Origin of the sequence: Mesorhizobium sp. B3-1-8 (assembly GCF_006439495.1) — a bacterium.
Lineage (GTDB): Bacteria > Pseudomonadota > Alphaproteobacteria > Rhizobiales > Rhizobiaceae > Mesorhizobium.
Window position 1 is genome coordinate 369,343 of record NZ_VFTK01000001.1, and the last position, 24,706, is coordinate 394,048.

Here is a 24,706-nt window from a genome sequence, read left to right on the forward strand (position 1 = left end):
GGGACAGATGAGCAATCTCACCCTTTCCCACCTCGCCTCGCGCAACACGAAAACCGTCATGGAGACAATCATGAAACCCCTGTCATACGCCAGGCGCGGCGCGCGCTGGCTGATGGCGGCCGGTATCGCGGTCGCCATGATGCCGGCGCTGCCGGCGCTTGCCGAAGACACCGGGCCGGCCAAGCTCACCGAAGTCGCCGGACCGGAGCCCAGGCTCGATCTGGACAATCCGCGCATCGTCAACCCCGAACCCGGCCGCATCGTGCCCTTCTTCACCAAGACGGGCGGCCAGCGCGGCTGCGACTATGTCTACTACACGCTGACCTTCGGCCTGCGCGGCAATGCGCAAGCCTTCGCCAATCCGGCTTTGGCCAACGCACTGAAGAACGCCAGGATCGACTTCAAGGACCAGCTTGCGCACGGCCTGAAGATCGTCAACGTGAATGTGACCGGCGACGGCACGGACGCCGGCGGCGGAGCGCTGCCGGCGGCCACGATCAGCAGCTCGGCCAACCCCGACGATACGGCGACGGTGTCCGATTTCCGGATTTCCTCCGACGATCTCGACGGTTCGGGCGCGCCGAACGAACGCACCATCACCTTCCGCATCCTGGCCAAGATCGACCTGGCGGCGTTTCCCGCGCCGGCCAATGTCGACAACCAGGGCCAGATCAAGGTGACAATGGGAGGCGGCCCGGGAACCGTCATCCCGTCGCAGGATCCGAGCAAGCCGGACGACGGCGACTTCCTGACTGGCGCCAAGACGACGATCCATATCGACGTCACCAAGTGCAACCCGCCGCCACCTCCCAGCAAGGAATGCTTCAAGGTCGAGCACGGCACGGTCGACTGCGTGCCCGGCGGCGGCGCCTTCATCTACCACATGCCGGTCGGCCCGGAGATGGGCGGCAAGTGGGTGCAGGTGTCCACGACGACGCCCGGCATCACCATCGTTCCCGACACGCAAAAGGTACCGGTCGGCGGCGGCGTGCTGAACTGGAAGATCATCGGCGCCTCGCCCGGCGAGGTCATCCATCTCATCGTCACCGGCATCGAGACCTATGTTGGGCCGAAGGAAGGCTGGGGGCTCTGCTGCACGCAGGTGATAGACATCGTCATCCCGCGTGATCTGAGATGCCCGCCGAAGGACAAGGAGCCGGACCTCAAGGTCGAGAAGCATGCCGACGTGCCGCGTTGCACGATGGCCGGCGGCTGCGACTTCACCATCACCGTCACCAATGTCGGCGACGCGCCCTATAACGGCAAGATCGTGCTCGACGAGGTGATGCTGCCGGCAGGCTCCGTGCTGACCTCCGGGCCGAACGCGCCCTGGGTCTGCGTGCCCGGCACGACGCCGATGACCTGCACCTATCCGCCGACCACGCTCAACCCCGGCGCTTCCGTCAACCTCAAGCTCGGCTTCAAGCCGGCGGGCGGGTGGCAGGGCAGCGTGCTGCGCAACTGCGCCGCCTATGACTACCAGGCCAGCGGCAAGCCGCTGTTCGGCAGCCAGCAGAACGACCGCGGCTGCGCTTCGATCCCGATCTGCCGCCGTGGCGACCGCGATCCGCAGTGCAATCCGCCGGTCGAAAAGAAGGTCGACCTGATCCTGAAGAAGCGCGCCCGCGTACCGGTCTGCACACCGGACGGCGTGTGCACCTTCGTGATCGACATCATCAACAACGGCACCAGCACCTATAACGGGCCGCTGACGGTGATCGACACCTACCCCAGCGGCGCGCCGACTTCGTCGACCTTCGGGCCGAGCCCGCCCTGGACCTGTGGCCCGAACGGGCCCGGACAGTTCCGCTGCGACAATGCCGGCATCTCGCTGCCTGCGGGCGCGTCGACGCCGATCGTCGTCAAGGCGGTGATGCCGGCAAACTACCGGCCGGACACGGTGGAGAACTGCGCCGAGGTGAAGGCCATTCCCGGCGAGGTCGACCTCGCCAACAACAAGGCCTGCGCCATCGAGCGCATCCGCCATCCGAATGGCGGCCAGCCTGGCCTGCGCATCACCAAGACCTGCGGCGGCGATCAGCTCGTGCGCGCCGGAATGGTCGCTTGCCGCATCACCATCAGCAATGCCGGCACCGCCGCCCCCACCGGACCGGTGCGGGTCAACGATGCCGCGACCCTGGTGTCGGGCGGTGCGCCGGTGCAGATCCAGACCGTGGCCCCGGACGGCCCGGAATGGAACTGCGGACCAGTGCCTGCCAACACGCTGTCGTGCCAGATTCCCGGCGCCGTGATGACACCCGGAACCTCCAGGCACTTCGACGTGACGGTGAGCGGCAATGGCGCGTTCGAGAACTGCGCGCGCGGCTCCTACGGGCCGGCGCCGGGCGACGATATCGTCTACCCGATCGGCCAGGCTTGCGCGAAGGGCGGCGGCGCCTCGACCATCCGCGTCGAGAAGACCGGCGATGCCGAGTGCCAGCCGGGAGAACCCTGCTCGTTCGAGATCACCATCACGAATGATGGGCCGAACCCCTTCTCCGGTCCAGTCCGCATCGGCGATGCGATCGGCGTGGAGGGTCTCGGCCGGCTGGAAGGCGTTCAGATCTCCTCGATCGACCCGCCCTTCGGCTGCTCGCCGGAGCCGACGACGCTGCCTCTATCCTGCATCGCCAACCTGACGCTGGGCGCCGGCGAAAGCCACACCCACCACGTCACCGTGATCCTTCCCGAGGACGGGCGCCTCGCCGATCTGCAGGGAACGGTCACCGGACAGAACTGCGTCGGCGTGCTTCCTCCGAACACGCCGGTGCACGGCGGCGGCGACGTGCTGTCGCGCGACCTGACCACCAACCAGGGCGATCGCGGCAAAGCCTATTCATGCCACCCCTTCACCATCAGGCATGAGGTGAAGAACCAGTGCTCGGACGGGTTGGTGCTGAACTCGGCCGGCCGTTGCGTCTGCCCGGACGGCACCACCTTCCGCAACGGCCAGTGCTCAGGCGGTGGAGGCACCAAGCTCCTGCCGCTGCCCGTGCCGCCGCGCTGCGTCCTGCTGCAAGGCCAGATCCGGACAGCGGACGGACGCTGCGTCTGCCCGCGCGGCACGGAGCTGGAGAACGGCAAATGCGTGCGGGGCGAAGAGCCGCAGGAGCGGCAGTGCACGCTGCGTCCCGGCCAGTATCGCGACCAGGACGGCAATTGCGTCTGCCGCCGCGGCGAACTGGTCAACGGCGTCTGCCAGGTCATCCCGCCGAAATGCACGGTGCGCGGCGCGGTGCCGACTTCGAACGGCAATGGCTGCACCTGCCCGGACGGCACGCATCTCGACCGGGTGGCCAAGGCCTGCGTGCCCGACAGGCAGCCGCCCGCCCAGTGCCGCATCCGGGGCCAGTCCCGCAACGCCGATGGCGATTGCGTCTGCCCGAGCCGCACGGAAGTCCGTGACGGCGCCTGCCGGCCGATCGTGTCGAGGCAATGCCCGATTCGCGGCCAGGTGCGCGACGCCGACGGCAACTGCGCCTGCCCGGACGGCCTGGAGGTGCGGGGCAAGGCCTGTAGGCCGCCAAAGCCGAAGCAGGAGCAGTGCACCATTCGCGGTCAGGTCCACAACAAGCGGGGCGACTGCGTCTGCCCGCGTGGGACCGAAATCCGCGACGGCGCCTGCCGCAAGCCGCAACAGGAATGCGCGCCAGGCTCGCGCTACATCGACGGCCAGTGCCAACCGGTGCTGACCAAGCGGCGCTGCCCGGTCGGCACGGCCGGACGGTTCCCGGACTGCACGCCGATCCGCAGGCGGCCGGGCGTCGAGATCAACCCCGGCATCCTGCTCAACCCGAACGTGCTGCAGCAACTGGTGCCGCAGCGCCAGCCGCGGCGCGTGCCGCAGGATCCGGCGGGCGCCAACATCCAGAACTTCAAGCCGTAATCTTGCGGCTGAAGACCCAGACCCGCCGGAGCGATCCGGCGGGTTTTCTTTTCCACATCGAAGACTGCCCTGTGGCAAGCGGACCGATTCGACTGTCGAGAACATGCTTCCCCTTGGCCGGATCATGGTCTAGCGCGTCGCACTGAAGCGGATTCACGCGACGCGCTTTAAGCCTTTGTTTTCATGCATGTCGTTATCGCAAAACCGCTGCACACTTCTGCGCGACATGCATTAGCGCGTTTCACCGTTTCACGGAAACGGTGAAACGCTCTATCTCCTTGTTTTGACGCAATTCCGGACGGAAAACCGCTCGCACTTTTCCTGGAATTGCTCTAGGCAATCGCGCTGACAGGCGCGGCCACGCGCGCAGGACTGACGGGAGAATTTGCGCCATGAGCAAGAAGACCCTGATCGCGCCATCGGTGCTGGCTTCGGATTTCTCCAAGCTCGGCGATGAGGTCGAGGCCGTCGCGGCGGCCGGCGCCGACTGGATCCATCTCGACGTGATGGACGGCCACTTCGTGCCCAACATCACCTTCGGCCCGCCGGTGATCAAGGCGATCCGCAACCGCACCAAGGCCTTCTTCGACTGCCATCTGATGATTGCGCCGGCCGATCCTTACCTGGCGGCCTTCGCCGAAGCCGGCTGCGACGGCATGACGGTTCACGCCGAGGCCGGGCCGCATCTCGACCGTTCGCTGCAGACCATCAAGAGCCTTGGCAAGAAGGCCGGCGTCTCGCTCAACCCGGCGACGCCGGAAACGGCGATCGAATATGTGCTCGACCGGCTGGACCTCATCCTGATCATGACCGTCAATCCGGGCTTCGGCGGACAGGCTTTCATCCCGGCGATCGTCGACAAGGTGAAACGGGTCAAGGCGCTGATCGGCAGCCGGCCGATCCACATCGAGATCGACGGCGGCGTTTCGGCCGAAACGGCGCCGCTGGTGACCGCGGCCGGGGCCAATGTGCTGGTGGCGGGCGCCGCCGTCTTCAAGGGCGGCGTCGAAGCCTACAGGGCAAATATCGAAGCAATTCGAAAGGCCGCCGACAGAGCCGTCGGTTAAACGTATAACTGCCCCATCTCTCCCGAGTTGCATGACCGCGGCAATTGAACGACTGTTCGATATAGGAAGCGACGCAAGATTATCGGCTTTTCCCAGAGATTCTACTTTATTCAATGAATAGACGGCCCGACCTGTCTTAAGGTCGAATATCGTCATCTTCCGCTTGAGGCGCCGTTGCCCGGCTGTATGATATATGTACGGGAATTGCTTCGCCGCGGGGCCCTGGCAAACCAGGGGCAAAGCAACAGGAGTTCGATTGACAAACGGAAACACCGAGCCGGGCGAGAGCAAGGGCGCCAAAAGCACGCTTGCCAGTTCGGTCTACCAGCAACTCCGCGACGACTTGCTGCGCGGAGCTCTGGAGTCCGAGACGAAACTGCGTGTCGAATGGGTCGTTTCCCGCTATGGCGCCGGCGCTTCGCCGGTGCGCGAGGCGCTCAACCGCCTGGCCGCCGAAGGCCTGCTCGGCCGTCACGACCAACGCGGCTTCTTCCTGATGCCGGTCAGCGCCGCGGAGCTGGAGGAGTTGACGCGTACGCGCTGCTGGCTGGAGGAGCGAGCGCTGCGCGAATCCATTGCGCACCGCACCGCCGAATGGGAAGAGCAGTTGGTGCTGGCCCTGCACCGCCTCGCGCGCGCCGAGCGCCGCCTACCGGAAGACCCGGCAACCAACAATCCGGAATGGGAGAAGCTGCACCGCGCCTTCCATCGCGCGCTGATCGCGGCATGCCGGTCGCACTGGTTGATCGGCTTTTGCGATCAGCTTTCCGATCAGGCTTCGCGCTACCGCCTGATCTCGCAAAACGCGCCGGGCATGGGACGCGACGATCTTGGCGAGCACCGCATGATTGCCGAGCGCACGCTGGATGGCGACGCCGACGGCGCGGTCGAGGCGCTTCTCAATCATTACCGCCTCACCGCGGCGATGTGCATGGAACGCTTCGCGCAAGGTTATGATCCGAAGGCCGGCCTCAGCAAAGGGCGCCGCAGATAACTGCCGCGCCGTTTTTGCTCCGACCGCCAAATCTGATATTCGCTCGGGCAGCGCAACGCATGAGCCATCCGGCGTACGCCTAGAGCGGTTCGCCGTTTCATGGAAACGGCGAACCGCTCTAACTCCTTGTTTTGACGCAATTCGGACTGAAAACCGCCTTTCCTCGAATTGCTCCAGAGGACATTTCATGACCAATCATCTCTTCGGCGCTTTCCGTTCCCATATGCCGGCGCCAGACCGGCTGCTGATGGAGACGGATGACGGCCGTTCGATCACCTATGGCGACATGCTGGCGAAGTCGGCGCAACTGGCGCATGCGCTGGCGCAGGCCGGCGTCGAGCCCGGCGACCGCGTCGCCGTCCAGGTCGAGAAGAGCCCGGAGGCGGCGCTGCTCTATCTCGCCTCGTTACGCGCCGGCGCGGTCTTCCTGCCGCTCAACACCGCCTACACGCTGCCGGAGCTCGACTATTTCTTCCGCGACGCCGAGCCAAGGCTGATCGTGTGCGATCCGGACCGTCTTTCGGGCGTCGAGCCGCTTGCCGCATCGATCGGCGCGACGGTGCTCACGCTCGACCGCGACGGGCAGGGAACGCTCGCCAGCCAGGCTTCGCGGCAGGCGACGGATTTCAGCGATGTCGCGCGCGGGCCGGACGATCTTGCCGCTATCCTCTACACGTCCGGCACGACCGGCCGTTCCAAGGGCGCGATGCTCAGCCACGAGAACCTTGCTTCCAATGCCCGCGTGCTGGTGGAGCAGTGGCGCTTCGGCGCCGACGACGTGCTGATCCATGCGCTGCCGATCTTCCACACGCACGGCCTGTTCGTCGCCACCAACGTCATCCTGATGGCCGGCGCGACAATGTTCTTCGAGCGGAAATTCGACCCGGCGCGCATCCTGTCGCTGATGCCGCGCGCGACCGCGCTGATGGGCGTGCCGACCTTCTATGTACGGCTGTTGCAGCAGCACGGCCTGACGCGCGAAGCGGCCAGCGCCATCCGGGTCTTCATCTCCGGCTCGGCGCCGCTCCTGGCCGAGACGCACAAGGCCTGGCGCGAGCGCACTGGCCACGCCATCCTCGAGCGCTACGGCATGACCGAGACCAACATGAACACGTCCAATCCCTATGACGGCGAGCGGCGCGCCGGCACGGTCGGGTTCCCCTTGCCCGGCGTCTCGCTGCGCGTCACCGATCCCGAGACGGCCAGGCCGCTGGCCCAGGGTGAGATCGGCATGATCGAGGTCAAGGGCCCGAACGTCTTTGCCGGCTATTGGCGCATGCCCGAAAAGACCAGGGCCGAGTTTCGCGACGACGGCTTCTTCATCACCGGCGACCTCGGCCTGATCGATGCCGACGGCTATGTCCACATCGTCGGGCGCGGCAAGGACCTGATCATCTCGGGCGGCTACAATGTCTATCCGAAGGAGATCGAGAGCGAGATCGACGCGCTTGATGGCGTCGGGGAAAGCGCGGTGATCGGCGTCGCCCATCCGGATTTCGGCGAAGGCGTCACCGCGGTCGTGGTGCGCAAGCCGGGATCGGCGATCAGCGCGGCCGACATTGCCGGCGCCATCGCCGGCCGGCTGGCGAAATACAAGCATCCGAAGCAGGTGATCTTCGTCGACGAGCTGCCGCGCAACACGATGGGCAAGGTGCAGAAGAACGTGCTGCGCGAGACGTACAAGGATATCTATGCGGCGCGCGGAGCCGGCTAACGATTATCGAGCCGCAGGCCTCGAAGCGACGCGCGCAGACCCTAGGATGACGAAAATCGCGGAGGTTACGCCCCAAAAACCTTCTTGCCGCCGATCCAGACATTCCTGACATCCAGCCCCTCCGACAGGCCGACAATGTCGGCGGCGGTGCCGTTGGCGAAACGGCCGAGGCGATGCGCCTGGCCGATGGCTTCGGCCGGATAGAGCGAGGCCATGCGCAAGGCCTCGTCGAGGTCGAGGCCGACGACGCGGTGGACGAAGCGGACGGCGGAAATCATGTCGAGATCGGCGCCGGCAAGCGTTCCGTCGGCAAGCCTGAGGCTGCCGTCCTTGCGGTAGATGGTGCGGCCGTTCAGCGTGAACGACGTCATGTCGGTGCCGATCGTTGCCATGGCGTCGGTGACCAGCACGATCTTGCCCGGCCCCTGCTTGCCGCGCAGCGCCAGGATCATCGTCGCGGGATGGACATGGATGCCGTCGGCGATGATGCCGGCGTACAGACCGCCGGTGTCGATCGCAGCGCCCGCCAGACCCGGCTCGCGGTTGCCGATCTGGCTCATGGCGTTGAACAGATGCGTCACCACCGTGGCGCCGGCGCCGGCAAAGGCACTGGCGGTCGAATAATCGGTATCGCTATGGCCGAGGCTGACGACGACGCCGGCCTTGGCCAGCGCCGTGACACGGGACGGTTCGACCGATTCCGGGGCGATCGTGGTAAGCAGCACCGGAAGCTCTTTGCACGCCGCAATGAGCGCGGCCTGGTCGGTATCGGTCATCGGCCGGATCAGCGCCGGATCATGCGCGCCCTTGCGGGCTACGGAGAGATGCGGCCCTTCCAGATGCAGGCCGAGGAAGCCCGGCGCCTTTTCCCGCGCCGCCTCGGCGCCGGCGGCGATGGCGGCGGCGGTGATCGCCGGCGTGTCGGTGATCAGCGTCACCAGCAGCGCGGTGGTGCCGAAGGGCGCGTGCGCCCGGCAGATGGTCTCGATCGAGGCGACGTCGGGATGGTCGTTGAGCATCACGCCGCCGCCGCCATTGACCTGGATGTCGACGAAACCAGGAACCAGCAGGCCACCAGCGGTCTCGACCGCCGGAACGCCGGACGGAATCGCGCCTGCGGGCAGGATGGCCTCGACCGCGTCGCCCTTGACGACAAGGGCGGCGTTGTCATGCCAATCGGCGCCGTCGAAGATGCGGGCGCCGGCGAGTGCGAAACGGTCGCTCATACGGTTTCCGTCACTTTGCGCAGGTTGCGCGGCGTGTCGGGGTCGAGGCCGCGATGGCGCGCGAACGCCTCGACGAAGCCGTAGAAGGACACGATCAGCGGCAGCGGGTCGGTCAGCGGGTGGCCGGTGGCGACATGCGGCAGGAGTTTCGCGGCCTTCGCCTTGTCGGAGGTGATGAAGGCGGCCGCGCCCTTGGCCGTCAGCCCGTCGGCCGCCTCGGCGACCGAGGGTTCGGACGCATCGCGCGCGGCAAGCGCCAGAACCGGGAAGCCGGGTCCGACCAGCGCCAACGGCCCATGCATGACCTCGGCGGCGCTGTAGGCCTCGGCGTGCATGGCGCAGGTTTCCTTGAATTTCAGCGCCGCCTCGCTGGCGATCGCGAAGGATGGGCCGCGGCCGAGGATGAACAGCGACCGCGGATTTTCCAACGCGCCGGCGAGCGCCATCCAGTCGCAGGCGATCGCCTTCTCGAAATGGCCAGGCAGGCCTTCGAGCGCCTTCAGCAACGGCTGGTCGTCGGTCGCATGCGCCATCAGCGCGAGGCCGGCGACGGCCGAATTGACGAAGGTCTTGGTGGCCGCGACGGAGCGTTCCGGCCCCGCCAGAATGTCGATGGCATAGTCCGAGGCGCGCGCCAGCGGCGAGTCGGCCGTGTTGGTGATGGCGACAGTGAGCGCTCCTCCGGCTCTTGCCGTTTCGGCCATGGCGACGATATCGGGGCTTTTGCCCGACTGCGAGACCGCCAGGCATGCGGAGCCGCGCAGCCTGAGCTTCGCGCCGTAAATGGACGCGATCGACGGCCCGACCGACGCGACCGCAAGACCTGCCGTCAATTCGACGGCATATTTCATGAAGGTCGCCGCATGGTCGGACGAGCCGCGCGCCACGGTGACGACGAAATGGGGATCCCGCTCGCGCAGGCCGCGGCCCGCCTCGGCCAGCGCCGAAGCCGAGCCGTCGAGAAGGCGGGCGGCGGCTTCAGGGATCTCATCGATCTCGCGCCGCATATGGGTGGTGTTTGCCATCATTGCCGGATCTCCTCTCCCGGCCCGGTCAGCCGGAGTTCCGCGACGAAATCATAGGCGTCGCCCCTGTAGACCGAGCGGGTGAACTCGATCACCTTGCCGCTCGCCAGATAGGAAATGCGCTCGATCTGCAGACCGGCAACCCCCGGCGGCACTTCCAGCAGGCGCGCATCGGCGTCGCCGAGATTGGTGGCCGAGATGCGCTGCACGGCGCGTACCGGGCGATTGCCGGTCGTGCCCAGCGCCGCATAGAGCGAGGAGCCGATCGCCTCGGGGTCGGGCAGGACGCTGGCCGAGAGCGCCGCGCGCTCGATCGCCAGCGGCGTGTCGTTGGCGATGCGCAGGCGCGCGACGCGCGCCACCAGCTCGGTCGAAGACAGGCCCAGCACCATCATCTCATCCGGCGACGGCGCATAGAGGCCGCGGTCCAGCCAGACGGAGCGCACGTTCATGCCGCGGCGCGCCATGTCCTCGGTGAAGGAGGTGAGCCGCGACAGCGATTGCTCGACGCGCTCCATGCGCGGCGCGACGAAGGTGCCCGAGCCGTGGCGCTGGACGAGGATGCCGCCCTTGACCAGGTCCTGCACCGCCTTGCGCACGGTGACGCGCGAGATATCGGCCTTGCTGGCGATGTCGCGCTCGGACGGCAGCGCGTCGCCGGGGCCGATCAAGCCGCGATTGACAGCTTCCTCGATGCTGCGCCTGAGCTGCAGGTAAAGCGGCGCGCCGCTTTGCGAGGATTCTTTCAGCATGGCGAAAATCTGGTCGGCGGCGCTCATCGGCCGACCTCCGAACCCTTGGCGAAGACGCGCAAGGCCATCTGCACGGCGCCGCCGAGCGCGTCGTCGAGCGGAGCTTTCAGCAGCGCCTGATAGCGCGCCGACAGGCGCGGCGCGTAAAGCGGCGCCAGGCCGCCCAGCAGGCAAAGCGGGGCATCTTCGGCGAGATCGAGCGCGCCGAGCGAAGCCTCGACATCGGCCACCGCCTTGCCGAGGATCCAGTTGGCGACGAGATCGCCCTTTTCGGCATGGTCGAAGACCTTTGGCGCGAAGCCACCGAAATCGCCCGGCTTGGCGTTGGTGGTGAATTCGACCACGTCTTCCGGATTGTTGCGGAAGACGGCGAGCATGGCGTCGGTCAAGGGGGAGCCGGGACGGATGCCGTCATAGGCAAGCAGCGTCTGCTCAAGCAGGTCGCGGCCGATGCGGGCGCCGCTGCCCTGGTCGCCGACCTGGAAACCCCAGCCGCCGATGGCGCGCGATTTTCCGCCCTTACGCGCCATATAGGCTGTGCCGGTGCCCAGGATGGCCATGGCGCCGTCGCCGGAACCGACCGCGCCTTCGAGCGCGATCTCGGCATCGGTTTCGACACGGCTTTGGCTGAAAGGCAGGATTGCCTCGAGCTGCTGCCGGTAGGTGCCGACATTGGCGCCGGCAAGACCAAGGATGGCAGGTGTCCGCGGGATCAGCTCCGGATCGTGGCCGGCGGCGAGGAAAGCCTGTCTGGCCGCTTCGACGATGTTGGCGCGGGCGCCGGTGAGATCGGTGCGGATGTTGGCGGCGCCGCTTTTGGCGCGGCCGACGACAGCGCCGTCGACGGTCGCAAGGGCCGCCCTGCAGCTGGTGCCGCCGCCATCGATGCCAAGCACGAATTTCACGCGATTTTCTCCTCGGTCGGGATAATACCAATAAAATACCAATAGCCAAGAGTTAACTTCGGTTCAAAAAAGATTAAGGCGTATTTTATTGAAAACCCACGATAATTTGCCGGCAAGCGACTTCCCTTACCTGAAATTCGTTAATGCGTGTGGACAAGTGGTATTTTTTTGGTATTGTTCGCTCAGTTGGGAGGAAAACGGATGGCCGAGACGCGCACGGAAGCGCTCCACCAGAATGCCGAGGGGCTGGATGTCCAGGCTCCCGAAGCCATTCTGGCGTTCCTGGCCAATGCCCAGATCGAGGCCAGCAAGGCCGTGCACGGCGCCATTCCGGCAATCGCCGCTGCCGCCGAACTCATCGCGAAGCAATTGAAGAGCGGCGGCAGGCTCGCCTATGCGGCGGCCGGCAGCTCCGGCCTTATGGCGCTGGCCGATGCGCTGGAACTGCCCGGCACGTTCGGCATTGCGCGCGACCGCATCGCCATCCTGATCGCCGGCGGCGACGAGGCCTTCCGCACGCTGGCCGGCGGACCGGAGGACGACACCGGGGAAGCGGCGGCGGCCGTCGCAGCGGCCGATATCGGCAAGGGCGACTGCCTGATCGCCATTTCCGCCAGCGGCTCGACCCCTTATGCAGTCCAGGCGCTGCAGGACGCGCGGCGCCGGGGCGCTGCCACCATCGCCATCGCCAACAACCGGGGCGCCGCGCTGTTCAAGCAAGCCGACGTCGCCATCCTGCTCGAAACGCCTCCGGAGCTGATCGCCGGCTCGACGCGCATGGGCGCGGGCACCGCGCAGAAGATCGCGCTCAACATGCTGTCGACTCTGACCGCCATCCATCTCGGCCATGTCCATGACGGCTACATGGTCAACCTGACCGCCGACAACATCAAGCTGCGCGACCGCGCCGTGCGCATGGTCGCCGCCATCAGCGGCAAGAGCCGCGACGACGCGGCCCGCCTGCTCGAGGAAAGCGGCGGCGGCGTCAAGACCGCCATTCTGCTCGCCGCCGGCGCCGCCAACGCCGACGCGGCCGAGAAGATACTGGAAGGAACCGGCCAGAAGCTTCGGCCGGCGCTTTCCGCGCTGGGGCATGATCCCGAAAAGTGGAACCCGCTTTTCGGAAAAGATCATGCCCTAACAAAGAAGTAGGGCCTGTTTCATCCCGATTTCCATCGGGGTGAAACGGGCTTGCGAGGGGAGCAAGGGGCGCTGAGCCCCTGTTCTCATCAAAACGGAACCTGAAAAAGGTCAACAGGGAGACTGAAGATGAAGACCAAACTACTGACAGCCCTTCTGCTCGGCACAAGCATCCTCGGCACGACCGGGATGGCGCTGGCCGAGGACGTGACGCTCAACATCGAAAGCTGGCGCGGCGACGACCTGACCATCTGGAAGGACAAGCTGATCCCGGCCTTCGAGGCCAAGAACCCCGGCATCAAGGTGGTGTTCGCGCCTTCGGCCCCGACCGAGTATGACGCGGCCCTCGGCGCCAAGCTCGCCGCCGGCTCGGCGGGGGACCTGATCACCTGCCGCCCCTTCGACAAGTCGCTCGAGCTGTTCAAGAAGGGCAACCTCGCCGACCTTAGCTCGTTGCCGGGCATGGAGAACTTCTCGCCCGTCGCCAAGTCCGCCTGGCAGACCGACGACGGCAAGTCGAGCTTCTGCGTGCCGATGGCCTCGGTCATCCACGGCTTCATCTACAACAAGGACGCCTTCGAAAAGCTCGGCCTCAAGGTGCCGACTACTCGCGACGAGTTCTTCGCCGTGCTCGACAAGATCAAGGCCGACGGCACCTACATCCCGATGGCGATGGGCACCAAAGACCTCTGGGAAGCCGCGACCATGGGCTACCAGAACATCGGCCCGAACTACTGGAAGGGCGAGGACGGCCGCGCGGCCCTGATCAAGGGCGAGCAGAAGCTGACCGACAAGGACTGGGTCGCGCCGTATGAGGAACTGGCCAAGTGGAAGCCGTATCTCGGCGACGGCTTCGAGGCGCAGACCTATCCTGACAGCCAGAACCTGTTCACGCTCGGCCGCGCAGCCATCTACCCGGCCGGATCCTGGGAAATCGGCCTGTTCAACACCCAGGCTCAGTTCAAGATGGGTGCCTTCCCGCCGCCGGTCGAGAAGGCCGGCGACACCTGCTACATCTCCGACCATACCGACATCGGCATGGGCCTGAACGCTGCTTCCAAGCACGCGGATGCGGCAAAGACCTTCCTGTCCTGGGTGGCCTCGCCGGATTTCGCCACCATCTACGCCAACGCGCTGCCGGGCTTCTTCAGCCTGAACTCCTCGCCGGTGAAGATGGAAGACCCGTTGGCGCAGGAGTTCGTTTCCTGGCGCGACAAGTGCAAGTCGACGATCCGCTCGACCTACCAGATCCTGTCGCGCGGCACGCCGAACCTCGAGAACGAGACCTGGGTGGAATCGGCCAATGTGATCAACGGCACCGACACGCCGGAAGCCGCGGCCAAGAAGCTGCAGGACGGCCTCGACAGCTGGTACAAGCCGGCGAAGTAGGAGCATCGATTGCGATGCCGGCCGGGCGCGGGCCCGGCCGGCATTCAAACAGTTCCAGATAGCGATTGTCGGCGCAGCCTCCCGGTCTTACCCTCACCTTGCGGGGAAGACGGAGCCGATCTGTCGCTGGCCTTGTCTTTCTCCTCGAAGGGGACAGCCAAGCCGTGCATCGGGGCATCAGCTAGCATCACCTGAACTGGAACCCAGAGACGGCGGGGAACCGAACTCATGGCTACCGAACTCATGGCTGCAGAAACGCGACCGAAAAGACCGATCCGCTGGCATGTCGGCGTCTTCCTGGCGCCGGCGGTGCTGGTCTACACCGCATTCATGATCCTGCCGCTGTTCGGCACGCTGCAGCTCTCGCTGTTCCGCAACATAGACCAGTCCCAGGTCTTTGTCGGACTGGGCAACTTCCGCACGCTGTTCGGCGATCCGAACTGGTCGGTGAATTTCTGGAACGCGCTGCGGAACAATGTCTGGTTCTTCATCATCCACATGCTGGTGCAGAACCCGATCGGCATCCTGCTCGCGGCGCTGCTTTCCAGCCCCAGGCTGCGCTTCACCGCCTTCTACCGCACGGCGATCTTCGTGCCGACGATCCTGTCCTTCGTCATCGTCGGCTTCGCCTGGAAGCTGATCCTGTCGCCGCTGTGGGGCGTGGCGCCGCATCTGCTCGATTTCGTCGGCCTGAAGAGCCTGTTCACGCCATGGCTCGGCAAGGAGCAATATGCGCTTACCGCGCTCAGCCTGGTGTCGGTCTGGCAATTTGTCGGCATCCCGATGATGCTGATCTACGCGGCGCTGCTGTCGATCCCCGAAGAAGTGATCGAGGCGGCCGAATGCGACGGCGTCACCGGCATGGCGCAGTTCTGGAAGATCAAGCTGCCGCTGATCCTGCCCTCGATCGGCATCATCTCGATCCTGACCTTCGTCGGCAATTTCAACGCCTTCGACCTGATCTACACCGCGCAAGGCGCGCTCGCCGGACCGAATTATTCGACCGACATCCTCGGCACCTTCCTCTACCGCGCCTTCTTCGGCTTCCAGCTGCAGGTCGGCGACCCCAACATGGGCGCCGCGATCGCCACGATCATGTTCCTGATCATCCTCGCCGGCGTCTGCGTCTACCTGTTCCTCGTGCAGACGCGCCTGCGTCGCTACCAGTTCTGAGGCGCGCCATGAGCACAGCCACCCGTTCGCTTCCCCGCACCATCGGCGCGCATGCGATCCTGCTGACCTACACGGCGATCGCGCTGTTCCCGGTGATCCTGGTGGTGATGAATTCGTTCAAGTCTCGCGCGGGCATTTTCGGCGCGCCGCTGACGCCGCCGACGACGAAGACCTTCGACCTGATCGGCTACACCACGGTGTTCGGCCAGGGCGATTTCTTCCACTATTTCCAGAACAGCCTCATCGTCACCGTCGCCTCGCTGTTCTTCGTGCTGCTGTTCGGGGCGATGGCCGCTTTCGCGCTGTCGGAATACCGCTTCCGCGGCAACACGCTGATGGGTCTTTACCTGGCGCTCGGCATCATGATCCCGATCAGGCTCGGCACCGTCGCCATCCTGCAATTGATGGTGGCGAGCGGGCTGGTCAACACGCTGACGGCGCTGATCCTGGTCTACACGGCGCAAGGGCTGCCGCTGGCGATCTTCATCCTGTCCGAATTCATGAAGCAGGTGTCCAGCGACCTGAAGAACGCAGGCCGCATAGACGGGCTCTCGGAATACACGATCTTCTTCCGCCTTGTGCTGCCGCTGGTGCGGCCGGCGATGGCGACCGTCGCCGTCTTCACAATGATCCCGATCTGGAACGATCTGTGGTTCCCGCTGATCCTGGCACCTTCGGAAGAGACCAAGACCGTGACGCTCGGCGCGCAGCTCTTTCTCGGCCAGTTCGTCACCAACTGGAACGCGATCCTGGCGGCGCTGTCGCTGGCGATCCTGCCGGTGCTGATCCTCTATGTCATCTTCTCGCGGCAGCTGATCCGCGGCATCACTTCCGGAGCCGTCAAGTGAGCCGTAGCAGCCATCTCTCCATAGGGCTGCGCTTCACCCCGCCCGGCGCTTCGCGCCGACCTCCCCATCAAGGGGAGGTAGAAGGCCGCCGCTTTATTTTCGACCGCCAGTGTCCTCGGTTCATAGCAGCTTCTTCGGCGATGGGGATGTTCACGCCAACGCCCTACCTCCCCTTGATGGGGAGGTCGGCGCATAGCGCCGGGTGGGGTGACACCGTCTCAAGAGAAAGTGGAGCAGTCTGTGAGCGATAAACCCCTTCGCGTTGTCGTCGCCGGGCTCGGCAATATGGGCCGCAGCCATGCGCTGGCCTATCATACCAATCCGGGCTTCGAGATCGCCGCACTCGTCAACCGTTCCGACGTGCCGCTGCCGGAGGGGCTTTCGAGCTATGACATCCGACGCTCGTTCGACGAGGCGCTGCGCGACGAGAAGCCCGACGTCGCCGCGATCGCCACCTATTCCGACAGCCATGCCGATTATGCGATCAGGGCCTTCGAGGCCGGCTGCCATGTCTTCGTCGAGAAACCGCTGGCGACGACGGTTGCCGACGCAAAGCGCGTCGTCGACGCCGCCAAGGCCAACGGCAGGAAACTGGTGATCGGCTATATCCTGCGCCACCATCCGTCCTGGGTGCGGCTGATCGCCGAGGCGCGCAAGCTCGGCGGTCCATATGTTTTCCGCATGAACCTCAACCAGCAGTCTTCCGGCCACAGCTGGGGAACGCACAAGCAATTGATGCAGACGACGTCGCCGATCGTCGACTGCGGCGTGCACTATCTCGACGTGATGCTGCAGATCGCCGATGCGAAGCCCGTCGAAGTGCGCGGCATGGGGGTGCGGCTGAGCGAGGAGGTGGCGCCGTCGATGTACAATTACGGCCACCTGCAGGTGCTGTTCGAGGACGGCTCGGTCGGCTGGTACGAGGCCGGCTGGGGTCCGATGATCTCGGAGACGGCCTTCTTCGTGAAGGACGTGATGTCGCCCAAGGGCTGCGTGTCGATCGTGATGAAGGAGGGCGTCAAGTCCGACGACATCGACACCCACACCAAGACCTCGACAATCCGGCTGCACAGCGCCGAGACCGGACCGGACGGTAAATTCGTCAGGGAAGACGATCTGCTGTCGATGGAAGCCGAGCCGGGGCATCAGGAGCTGTGCGATCTGGAGCAAGCCTTCCTGCTCAAGGCCATCCGCGACAATATCGACCTCACCCGCCACATGGACGATGCCGTGAAGTCGCTCGCCGTCTGCCTCGCCGCCGACGAGAGCGTGCGCAGCGGCAACGTCGTCAAACTCTAGAACAGGAACGAAGCCGTGGGCTCGCTGAAGATCGAGAATGTGAAGAAGGCTTTCGGGCCGGTCGAGGTTCTGAAGGGCATCGACCTCGAGGTGACGGACGGCGAGTTCGTCGTCTTCGTCGGCCCGTCCGGGTGCGGAAAATCGACGCTGCTGCGCGTCATCGCCGGGCTTGAGGACTCGACCTCCGGCCGTGTGCTGATCGACGGCGCGGACGTTTCCGTCACGCCGCCCGCGAAACGCGGCATCGCCATGGTGTTCCAGACCTACGCGCTCTACCCGCATCTGACGGTGAAGAACAACATGGCGCTGGGCCTGAAGCAGGCCGGCACGCCGGCGGCCGAGATCGAGCGGCGCATCAAGATCGCTTCGGCGATGCTGTCGCTAGAGCCCTATCTCGAGCGCCGGCCGGCGGAACTGTCGGGCGGCCAGCGCCAGCGCGTCGCCATCGGCCGCGCCGTGGTGCGCGAGCCGAAGCTTTTTCTCTTCGACGAGCCGCTGTCGAACCTCGACGCCGCGCTTCGCGTCAACACCCGCCTGGAGATCGCGCAGCTGCACCGGCGGCTGAAGGCGACGATGATCTACGTCACCCACGACCAGGTCGAGGCGATGACGCTGGCCGACAAGATCGTTGTGCTCAATGCCGGCCGCATCGAGCAGATCGGCAGCCCGATGGAGCTCTACAATTCGCCGGCCAATGAATTCGTCGCCGGCTTCATCGGCTCGCCGAAGATGAATTTCATCGACGGCGCCAGGCTCGGCGAGACGGCCAAGACCGTCGGCGTGCGGCCGGAGCATCTGACGGTCGATACGAAGTCCGGCGCCTGGAAAGGCACGGTCGTGCATGCCGAGCATCTCGGCGCCGACACCAACCTCTATCTCGACTGCGAGAAGGCCGGGCTGATCACGGTGCGCATCTTCGGCGTCTACAACGCCGAGCCGGGCGCGACGCTCTATGCGACGCCGGATGCGGCGAAGACGTATCGGTTCGGGGCGGGTGGGAAGGTGTTGAAGTAGGCGGAGTTTCTTTCCTCTCCCTCCGGAGGGGGGAGAGGAAAGGCGCGAACCACCTTCTCACTTCCGGAATATCAAAAGGAGAGAACGGAAAGTCTGCGTTACTCGTCCGCCTTGAACGTCTGCTTCTGCTGACCGAGCCCTTCGATGCCGAGTTCCACGACGTCGCCGGCCTTCAGGAACACCGGCGGCTTCATGCCGAGGCCGACGCCGGGCGGCGTGCCGGTGGAGATGATGTCGCCGGGATGCAGCGACATGAACTGGCTGAGGTATGACACCAGATACTTCACGCCGTAGACCATGGTCTTGGTCGAGCCGTTCTGCATCGTCTTGCCGTTGACGGTCAGCCACATTTTCAGGTTCTGCGGATCGGCGACCTCGTCCTTGGTCACCAGCCACGGGCCGGTCGGGCCGAAGGTGTCGCAGGACTTGCCCTTGGTCCACTGGCCCTGTCGCTCGGCCTGGAAGGCGCGCTCGGAAACGTCGTGCGCGACGCAGTAGCCGGCGACATAATCCAGCGCGTCCTCCTCCGAGACATACTTCGCCGTCTTGCCGATGACGACGCCAAGCTCGACCTCCCAGTCGGTCTTGACCGAGCCGCGCGGGATCAAAACGTCGTCATCCGGCCCGACGATGGCCGAGCTTGCCTTCATGAAGATGATCGGCTCCGACGGCACGGTGGCGCCGGTCTCGGCGGCGTGGTCGGAATAGTTGAGGCCGATGCAGATGAATTTTCCGGTGCCGGCGACACAGGCGCCCAGGCGCGGCTTGCCGGAAACCACCGGCAGCGAGTTCGGATCGAGCTTCGAGAGCATCTCCAGCGAGGTCGGATGGAGCGTCGTGCCGGCGATATCGGCGACATGAGCCGAAAGGTCGCGGATCGTCCCATCCGCATCGAGCAGGCCGGGCTTTTCGCTGCCAGCTTCGCCATAGCGCAACAACTTCATCATTCTTCTCCTAAGGTGCGGCCTGAAGCCATTTTTGCAAAATTCGTTTCGATTGGGGTGACGTTGCGAAAGCCGGGCGGACCGTAGCCATCGATCTGATCCCCGGCAAGCGCGAACGCCGCATCGGGCGATCTGGCGAAAGGGATTTTCAGACTGATCGATGCGAAACCCCGATCTCCTGCCAAGCCCTTTCCGATCCTTCAGATCGACCAGCCGCCGTCGATATTATAGGCCTGCCCCGACGTGTAGGTTGCGCCAGCAAGGTAGACGGCGAGGTCGGCGATCTCCTCGGGCGTGCCAAGCCTGCCCATCGGCTGGCGGGCGATGAAGGCCGCGCGGGCCGCCTCATAGTCGCCCTGCGCATGCATGCGGTCCTGCAGCGACGGGCTTTCGACCGTGCCCGGGCAGATCGCGTTGCAGCGAATGCCCTTGGCGACATAGTCGGCGGCGACCGCCTTGGTGAGGCCGATCACGGCTGCTTTGGTCAGGCCGTAGGCGAAACGGTTCGGCACGCCCTTCTGCGAGCTTGCCAGCGAGGCCATGTTGATGATGGAGCCGTCGCCGCGCTCCAGCATGCCGGGCAGCACGGCGCGGATGGTGCGGATCATCGAGCGGACATTGAGGTTGACCGCGAAGTCGAGATCCTCGTCCTTCATCTCGAGGATCGAACCCCCATGGACGAAGCCGGCGCAGTTGAACAGCACATCGACCCGGCCGATCTCGGCGAAGGCGGACGCGACGGCCGCGTCGTTCAGCACATCGAGCTTGCGGAGCTTGATGCCGGGCGTCTTGCCCAGCTCGGCCAGCAACGGCTCGTTGATATCGGTGGCGTGAACGGTCGCGCCTGCCTTGGCGAAGGCCAGCGCGCTAGCCCGGCCGATGCCTTGCGCCGCCGCGGTGACCACGACCATTTTGCCCGCCAGATACGCCATGTTCTTCTCCTCGCCTGCCTGGAGTGTTTCGCCGTTTCACGGAAACGGCGAAACACTCTATCTCCTTGTTTTGACGCAATTCCGGACGGAAAACCGCTCGCACTTTTCCTGGAATGCTTAATGCGTCCGCCTCTATCGATGGCCAGCCCCGGCGTCATGTGCCAGACCGCCAGCATCGTGCGGCCTAAGTCCCGCTTCACAGATAAAGATGTTTTTTCTCGTTAAAGAACGCTGGTCCGAGCGTCAAGCCCGAACGCCATCACCTTCGCGACAGCGGCCAGACCGGCTCCGGCGCCGACTATCGTTGCCGCAAGGTTGCGGACGCGCCTCGTGCAAAGGGCTTCAGTCGCCATAGGGAACCCAGACGTTCTTGACCTCGATGGCGTGGCGCAGGAAGGCCTCGCCGGCCGCTTCGCTTGACGCCCAGTCGAGCGTGCGGCCATTGCCGGTCCAGACGCGCTTGAGGTTGCCGATGGAGTCGGCCTCCGCCTTGGCGCAGGTCTCGGCGTCGGCGAACACCCAGAGCCCGTCGACGTCGTCATGTTTGGCCAGCACGCCGGCCAGCTCGGCGCTGCGGCCTGTGACGATGTTGATGGCACCGGCCGGGATGTCGGAATATTCGATCACCTGGTAGAGGTCGGTCGCCAAAAGCGGATGCCGCTCAGACGGGACGGCGACCACGGCGTTGCCCATGGCGAGCGCCGGCGCCACCAACGAGATGAAGCCGAGCAGCGGCTGATTGTCGGGCGCGACGATGCCGACGACGCCGACCGGCTCATGCAGGGCAAGCGTCACGACACGGGCCGGCGGCTGGTGAACACGGCCCTCGAACTTGTCGGCGAGGCCGGCATAGAGGAACAACCGCTCGATCGACTGCTCGACCTCTTCGCGCGCAGCCTTGGCGGCGACGCCGGTCAGTTGGACAAGGCGTGCGGCGAACTCGTCGGCGCGGCCGGACAGATTCTCGGCAAGATAATAGAGCACCTGGCTGCGGTTATAGGCCGTCGCATCCGGCCAGGCCTTGCAGGCACGGGCAGCGGCGACGGCGTCGCGGATGTCCTTGCGGTTGCCGAGACCGACTTCGCCGGCCAGCTTGCCCTTGGCGCTGGCGACGGCAAACGAGTAATTGCCGTCCGGCCGCACCTGCTTGCCGCCGATGAACAGCTTTGCGGTGCGGTCGATGGCCGTGCCGTCGGCCTGCTCGACCGGCTGGGCCGATCCGGCCGCGGCCGGCTTGATGGCCGGGCCGACCGGCAGCTTGGCGGTGAGATATTCGAACATGCCTTCGCGGCCGCCTTCGCGGCCGAAGCCGCTTTCGCGATAGCCGCCGAAGCCGCAGGCGGCGTCGAACATGTTGGTGCCGTTGACCCAGACGACGCCGGCCTTCAATTGCGGCGCGACGTGCAGCGCGAGATTGATGTTCTCGCTCCACACCGAAGCGGCCAGGCCGTAGCGCGTGTTGTTGGCAAGCTCGATCGCTTCCTCGGTGTTGCGGAAGCTCATCGTCGCCAGAACCGGCCCGAAGACCTCTTCCTGTGCCAGAATATTAGCCGGCGAAACAGATGTCGCAAGCGTGGGCAGATGATAATAGCCGGTTGTCGGCAGCGCGGCGTCCGGCTGCCAGCAGACTGCGCCCTGTTTCGCGCCCTCGGCGATCAGGCCCTTGACGCGGTCGAGCTGGCTGCGGTCGACCAACGGGCCGATGTCGGTGTTCTTGTCGAGCGGGCTGCCGACGCGCAGCCGCGCCATCCTCACCTTGATCTTCGCGATGAGTGCCTCGGCGATGCCTTCCTGCACCAGGAGGCGCGAGCCGGCGCAGCAGACCTGGCCCTGGTTGAACCAGATGCCGTCGACCAGCCCCTCGACGGCGCTGTCGAGATCGGCATCCTCGAAGACGATGAAAGCCGACTTGCCGCCGAGCTCCAGCGACAGTTTCTTGCCCGAGCCGGCCGTCGCCTTGCGGATGATCTTGCCGACCTCCGAAGAGCCGGTGAAGGCGATCTTCTGGATGCCGGGGTGGTTGACGATGGCGGCACCCGCTTCCGGCCCGCCCTGGACGATGTTGACGACGCCTTTCGGCACGCCTGCCCGCTCGCAGATCTCGGCGAACAGGATGGCGGTGAGCGGCGTGAATTCGGCCGGCTTCAGCACCACCGTGCAGCCGGCGGCCAGCGCCGGCGCGATCTTCCAGGCCAGCATGAGCAGCGGAAAATTCCACGGGATGACCTGGCCGACGACGCCGACCGGCTTGTGGTCGGGAAAATCCTTCTCGAGCGCCTGCGCCCAGCCGGCGTGGTGGATGAAGTGGCGGATCGCCAGCGGCACGTCGATGTCGCGGCTCTCGCGGATCGGCTTGCCGTTGTCGATCGATTCCAGCACCGCGAACAGGCGCTGGTGACGCTGCATGGCGCGGCCGATGGCGTAGAGGACTTTTGCTCTGGCGTAGCCTGAACTGGCGCTCCATTTCGGCAACGCCTTGGCGGCGGCCGCGACCGCGGCATCGATATCGGTGGCGCCCGCATCCGAGACCTTGGCAAGCAGCTTGCCGGAGGACGGTTCGCTGGTCTCAAAAGTCTTGCTGCTGGCCGCCGCTTTCCAGGCGCCGTCGATGAACAGGGCCTTGGAGAAATCGCGTGCCGCGAGCCAGGCATCGGCCTCGTTGCGGGCTTCCGGCGCCGGACCGTATTCCATGGCGTGGTAGCGTTCGAGGACGTTCATAACATGCTCCTGGTAATCGTCTTGGCAGGCGATCCTTCGCGCCCCCCTCTGTCCTGCCGGACATCTCCCCCACAAGGGGGGAGATCAGCCTTCACGCCTGGCGGCTGCCGTCCTGCAACGTCGGCGATTGGCGAAATCATCGATGACAGCCAATCTCCCCACAAGTGGGGGAGATGTCCGGCAGGACAGAGGGGGGCGCGAAGGAACTCGGCGCTCAAGGCCTTCGCCCTACGCCATCGCGTGGCGGTGGTTGGCCGAATAGTGGCCGGTCAAATGATGTTCGAGCTGGCGTTCGATGTCGGTGAGCAGGCTGGACGCGCCGAAGCGGAACAGGTCCGGTTCGAGCCAGGGCCGGCCGAGCTCTTCCTTCATCAGCACCAGCCAGTCCAGTGACACCTTGGCGGTGGAGATGCCGCCGGCCGGCTTGAAGCCGATCAGGTAGCCGGTCTCCTCGAAATAGGCGCGGATGGCACGCACCATGGCAAGGCCGACGGGAAGCGTGGCGTTGACGCTTTCCTTGCCGGTCGACGTCTTGATGAAGTCCGCCCCCGCCATCATCGCCACCATGGAGGCCAGCATCACATTGCGCAGCGTGGCGAGGTCGCCGGTGCCGAGGATGACCTTGAGATGCGCATCGCCGCAGGCGGCGCGCATGGCGACGATCTCGTTGAACAGCTCGCGCCATTTGGCGCCGTAGACCAGGCCGCGCGGGATGACGACGTCGATCTCTTCGGCGCCGTCCTTCACCGAGGCCTCGATCTCCTGCAGGCGGGTCGAGAGCGGCGCAAGGCCGTGCGGGAAAGCGGTCGAGACGGCGGCGACATGGATGCCGGTGCCGCGCACGGCGTCAACCGCGGTGGCGACGAAGGGATGGTAGACGCAGACCGCCGCCGGGCGGATGGTTTCGCCTGATATGCCCAGACCCTCGACGATATCCTTGCGGAGCGGATTGATCGCCTTGGCGCAGAGCCGGCGCACGCGCTCGTCGGTATCGTTGGAGTTCAGCGTTGTCAGATCCATGCAGGCGATGGCTCGCAGGAGCCAGGCCGCCTGGTTGTCGGCTTTGATCGAGCGCCGCTTGGTCAACGTCGCGACGCGGCGCTCCAGCGCCGAGCGGTTGACGCTGCGCACCGATTCCAGGAAGCCGAGATCGAGCTTCATGCCGGGGTTGCGGGCAATGCCGTGCTCCAGCGGCACGGGCGTGTTGGCGGCAGCGCGCGCCGGCAGCGGCATCACCTTGGACGCGCCAGCGCCTGCTTCGCGGATCGTGCTCATCTCCTGCCCTTTCACTCAGCGACCTCAGCCGAAGATAACCCGCGAAGCGATGCTTCACGAGTCCTTCAGTGGGTCATAGCGGAAAAAGGCGGCTCAGGCAGCAGATTTTTGACCGTATGGTCAAAACATCATGCTGGGTAGGCGCTCCCGGCGTTGGAGATTGGCGGCAACGCCCATCCCTTCGTCATACTCGGGCTTGACCGGAGTATCCATGCCGTGACCTCTGCCGCAGAGTGCAACGGTGCAGAATTCTGTAACCGCCGCAACGCCTTGGCGTAACGGCATGGATTCTAGGGTCTGCGCGCGTCGCTCCGCTCCTTGCTCCGCCCTAGGCGGTGGTGACGATTTAACTATTTGAGCCAGATGGCGATAGCGGCGAGTTTGACGAAGCCCATGAAGTTGGCG

19 protein-coding genes are annotated in these 24,706 nt (G+C 65.3%); 10 read left to right on the plus strand and 9 right to left on the minus strand.

Going from position 1 to position 24,706, the window contains the following annotated elements:
* The first annotated feature begins 7 nt into the window (after positions 1 to 7).
* The 4 genes from FJ424_RS01745 to FJ424_RS01760 all read left to right on the plus strand — a co-directional run bounded on the left by FJ424_RS01745 (position 8) and on the right by FJ424_RS01760 (position 7,661).
* Complete coding sequence (locus FJ424_RS01745; protein WP_140659699.1) at positions 8 to 3,886, plus strand: hypothetical protein; 3,879 nt, start codon at positions 8 to 10, stop codon at positions 3,884 to 3,886.
* A 392-nt stretch (positions 3,887 to 4,278) separates the two neighbouring features.
* Positions 4,279 to 4,953 (plus strand): ribulose-phosphate 3-epimerase, encoded by a 675-nt coding sequence (gene rpe / locus FJ424_RS01750; protein ID WP_140659698.1) that lies wholly within the window; start codon positions 4,279 to 4,281, stop codon positions 4,951 to 4,953.
* Positions 4,954 to 5,209: 256 nt separating this feature from the next.
* The gene (locus tag FJ424_RS01755; protein WP_246677111.1) at positions 5,210 to 5,947 is read left to right on the plus strand and encodes a GntR family transcriptional regulator; all 738 of its coding nucleotides are present in this window, start codon (positions 5,210 to 5,212) and stop codon (positions 5,945 to 5,947) included.
* A 187-nt stretch (positions 5,948 to 6,134) separates the two neighbouring features.
* Positions 6,135 to 7,661, plus strand: a complete 1,527-nt coding sequence (locus FJ424_RS01760; protein ID WP_140659696.1) for a malonyl-CoA synthase — start codon at positions 6,135 to 6,137, stop codon at positions 7,659 to 7,661.
* A 65-nt stretch (positions 7,662 to 7,726) separates the two neighbouring features.
* On the opposite strand, the gene nagA is transcribed toward FJ424_RS01760, so the two are convergent.
* Genes nagA through FJ424_RS01780 form a run of 4 tightly spaced genes read right to left on the minus strand, consistent with a single transcriptional unit; the run spans position 7,727 to position 11,569 of the window.
* On the minus strand, positions 7,727 to 8,887 hold the full coding sequence (nagA, locus tag FJ424_RS01765; RefSeq protein WP_140659695.1) for an N-acetylglucosamine-6-phosphate deacetylase: 1,161 nt from the start codon (positions 8,885 to 8,887) through the stop codon (positions 7,727 to 7,729).
* Positions 8,884 to 9,915 (minus strand): SIS domain-containing protein, encoded by a 1,032-nt coding sequence (locus tag FJ424_RS01770; protein ID WP_140659694.1) that lies wholly within the window; start codon positions 9,913 to 9,915, stop codon positions 8,884 to 8,886. Before FJ424_RS01770 ends, nagA begins: the two co-directional genes overlap by 4 nt.
* The gene (locus FJ424_RS01775) at positions 9,912 to 10,691 is read right to left on the minus strand and encodes a GntR family transcriptional regulator (RefSeq protein ID WP_140659693.1); all 780 of its coding nucleotides are present in this window, start codon (positions 10,689 to 10,691) and stop codon (positions 9,912 to 9,914) included. The genes FJ424_RS01770 and FJ424_RS01775 overlap by 4 nt, the downstream gene beginning before the upstream one ends.
* Positions 10,688 to 11,569: an N-acetylglucosamine kinase gene (locus FJ424_RS01780; protein ID WP_140659692.1), complete on the minus strand. Its 882-nt coding sequence runs from the start codon at positions 11,567 to 11,569 to the stop codon at positions 10,688 to 10,690. Before FJ424_RS01780 ends, FJ424_RS01775 begins: the two co-directional genes overlap by 4 nt.
* A 201-nt stretch (positions 11,570 to 11,770) precedes the next feature.
* On the opposite strand from FJ424_RS01780, the gene FJ424_RS01785 reads away from it, so the two are divergent.
* The 6 genes from FJ424_RS01785 (at position 11,771) to FJ424_RS01810 (ending at position 18,432) form a co-directional block, all read left to right on the plus strand.
* On the plus strand, positions 11,771 to 12,721 hold the full coding sequence (locus FJ424_RS01785; RefSeq protein ID WP_140659691.1) for an N-acetylmuramic acid 6-phosphate etherase: 951 nt from the start codon (positions 11,771 to 11,773) through the stop codon (positions 12,719 to 12,721).
* A 117-nt stretch (positions 12,722 to 12,838) separates the two neighbouring features.
* Positions 12,839 to 14,098, plus strand: a complete 1,260-nt coding sequence (locus tag FJ424_RS01790; protein ID WP_140659690.1) for an ABC transporter substrate-binding protein — start codon at positions 12,839 to 12,841, stop codon at positions 14,096 to 14,098.
* Between the two features lie 243 nt (positions 14,099 to 14,341).
* Positions 14,342 to 15,271, plus strand: coding sequence for a sugar ABC transporter permease (locus FJ424_RS01795; RefSeq protein WP_140659703.1), 930 nt, complete (start codon positions 14,342 to 14,344; stop codon positions 15,269 to 15,271).
* A gap of 8 nt (positions 15,272 to 15,279) precedes the next feature.
* Positions 15,280 to 16,119, plus strand: a complete 840-nt coding sequence (locus FJ424_RS01800; RefSeq protein WP_140659689.1) for a carbohydrate ABC transporter permease — start codon at positions 15,280 to 15,282, stop codon at positions 16,117 to 16,119.
* Between the two features lie 240 nt (positions 16,120 to 16,359).
* Positions 16,360 to 17,418, plus strand: a complete 1,059-nt coding sequence (locus FJ424_RS01805; RefSeq protein ID WP_140659688.1) for a Gfo/Idh/MocA family oxidoreductase — start codon at positions 16,360 to 16,362, stop codon at positions 17,416 to 17,418.
* Between the two features lie 15 nt (positions 17,419 to 17,433).
* Entirely contained in the window at positions 17,434 to 18,432 is a 999-nt protein-coding gene (locus FJ424_RS01810; protein WP_140659687.1) for an ABC transporter ATP-binding protein, read from the plus strand.
* 98 nt (positions 18,433 to 18,530) lie between these two features.
* Here the strand turns inward: FJ424_RS01810 and FJ424_RS01815 are convergent, their stop codons facing one another.
* From FJ424_RS01815 to deoC, 5 genes are all read right to left on the minus strand, one after another.
* The gene (locus tag FJ424_RS01815; RefSeq protein ID WP_140659702.1) at positions 18,531 to 19,376 is read right to left on the minus strand and encodes a fumarylacetoacetate hydrolase family protein; all 846 of its coding nucleotides are present in this window, start codon (positions 19,374 to 19,376) and stop codon (positions 18,531 to 18,533) included.
* Complete coding sequence (locus tag FJ424_RS01820) at positions 19,376 to 19,561, minus strand: hypothetical protein (protein WP_140659686.1); 186 nt, start codon at positions 19,559 to 19,561, stop codon at positions 19,376 to 19,378. The genes FJ424_RS01815 and FJ424_RS01820 overlap by 1 nt, the downstream gene beginning before the upstream one ends.
* A gap of 15 nt (positions 19,562 to 19,576) precedes the next feature.
* The gene (locus FJ424_RS01825) at positions 19,577 to 20,308 is read right to left on the minus strand and encodes an SDR family oxidoreductase (RefSeq protein ID WP_140659685.1); all 732 of its coding nucleotides are present in this window, start codon (positions 20,306 to 20,308) and stop codon (positions 19,577 to 19,579) included.
* 342 nt (positions 20,309 to 20,650) lie between these two features.
* Positions 20,651 to 23,026, minus strand: coding sequence for an aldehyde dehydrogenase family protein (locus FJ424_RS01830; protein WP_140659684.1), 2,376 nt, complete (start codon positions 23,024 to 23,026; stop codon positions 20,651 to 20,653).
* A 228-nt stretch (positions 23,027 to 23,254) separates the two neighbouring features.
* Complete coding sequence (deoC, locus tag FJ424_RS01835; RefSeq protein ID WP_140660007.1) at positions 23,255 to 24,301, minus strand: deoxyribose-phosphate aldolase; 1,047 nt, start codon at positions 24,299 to 24,301, stop codon at positions 23,255 to 23,257.
* Positions 24,302 to 24,706: the final 405 nt, after the last annotated feature.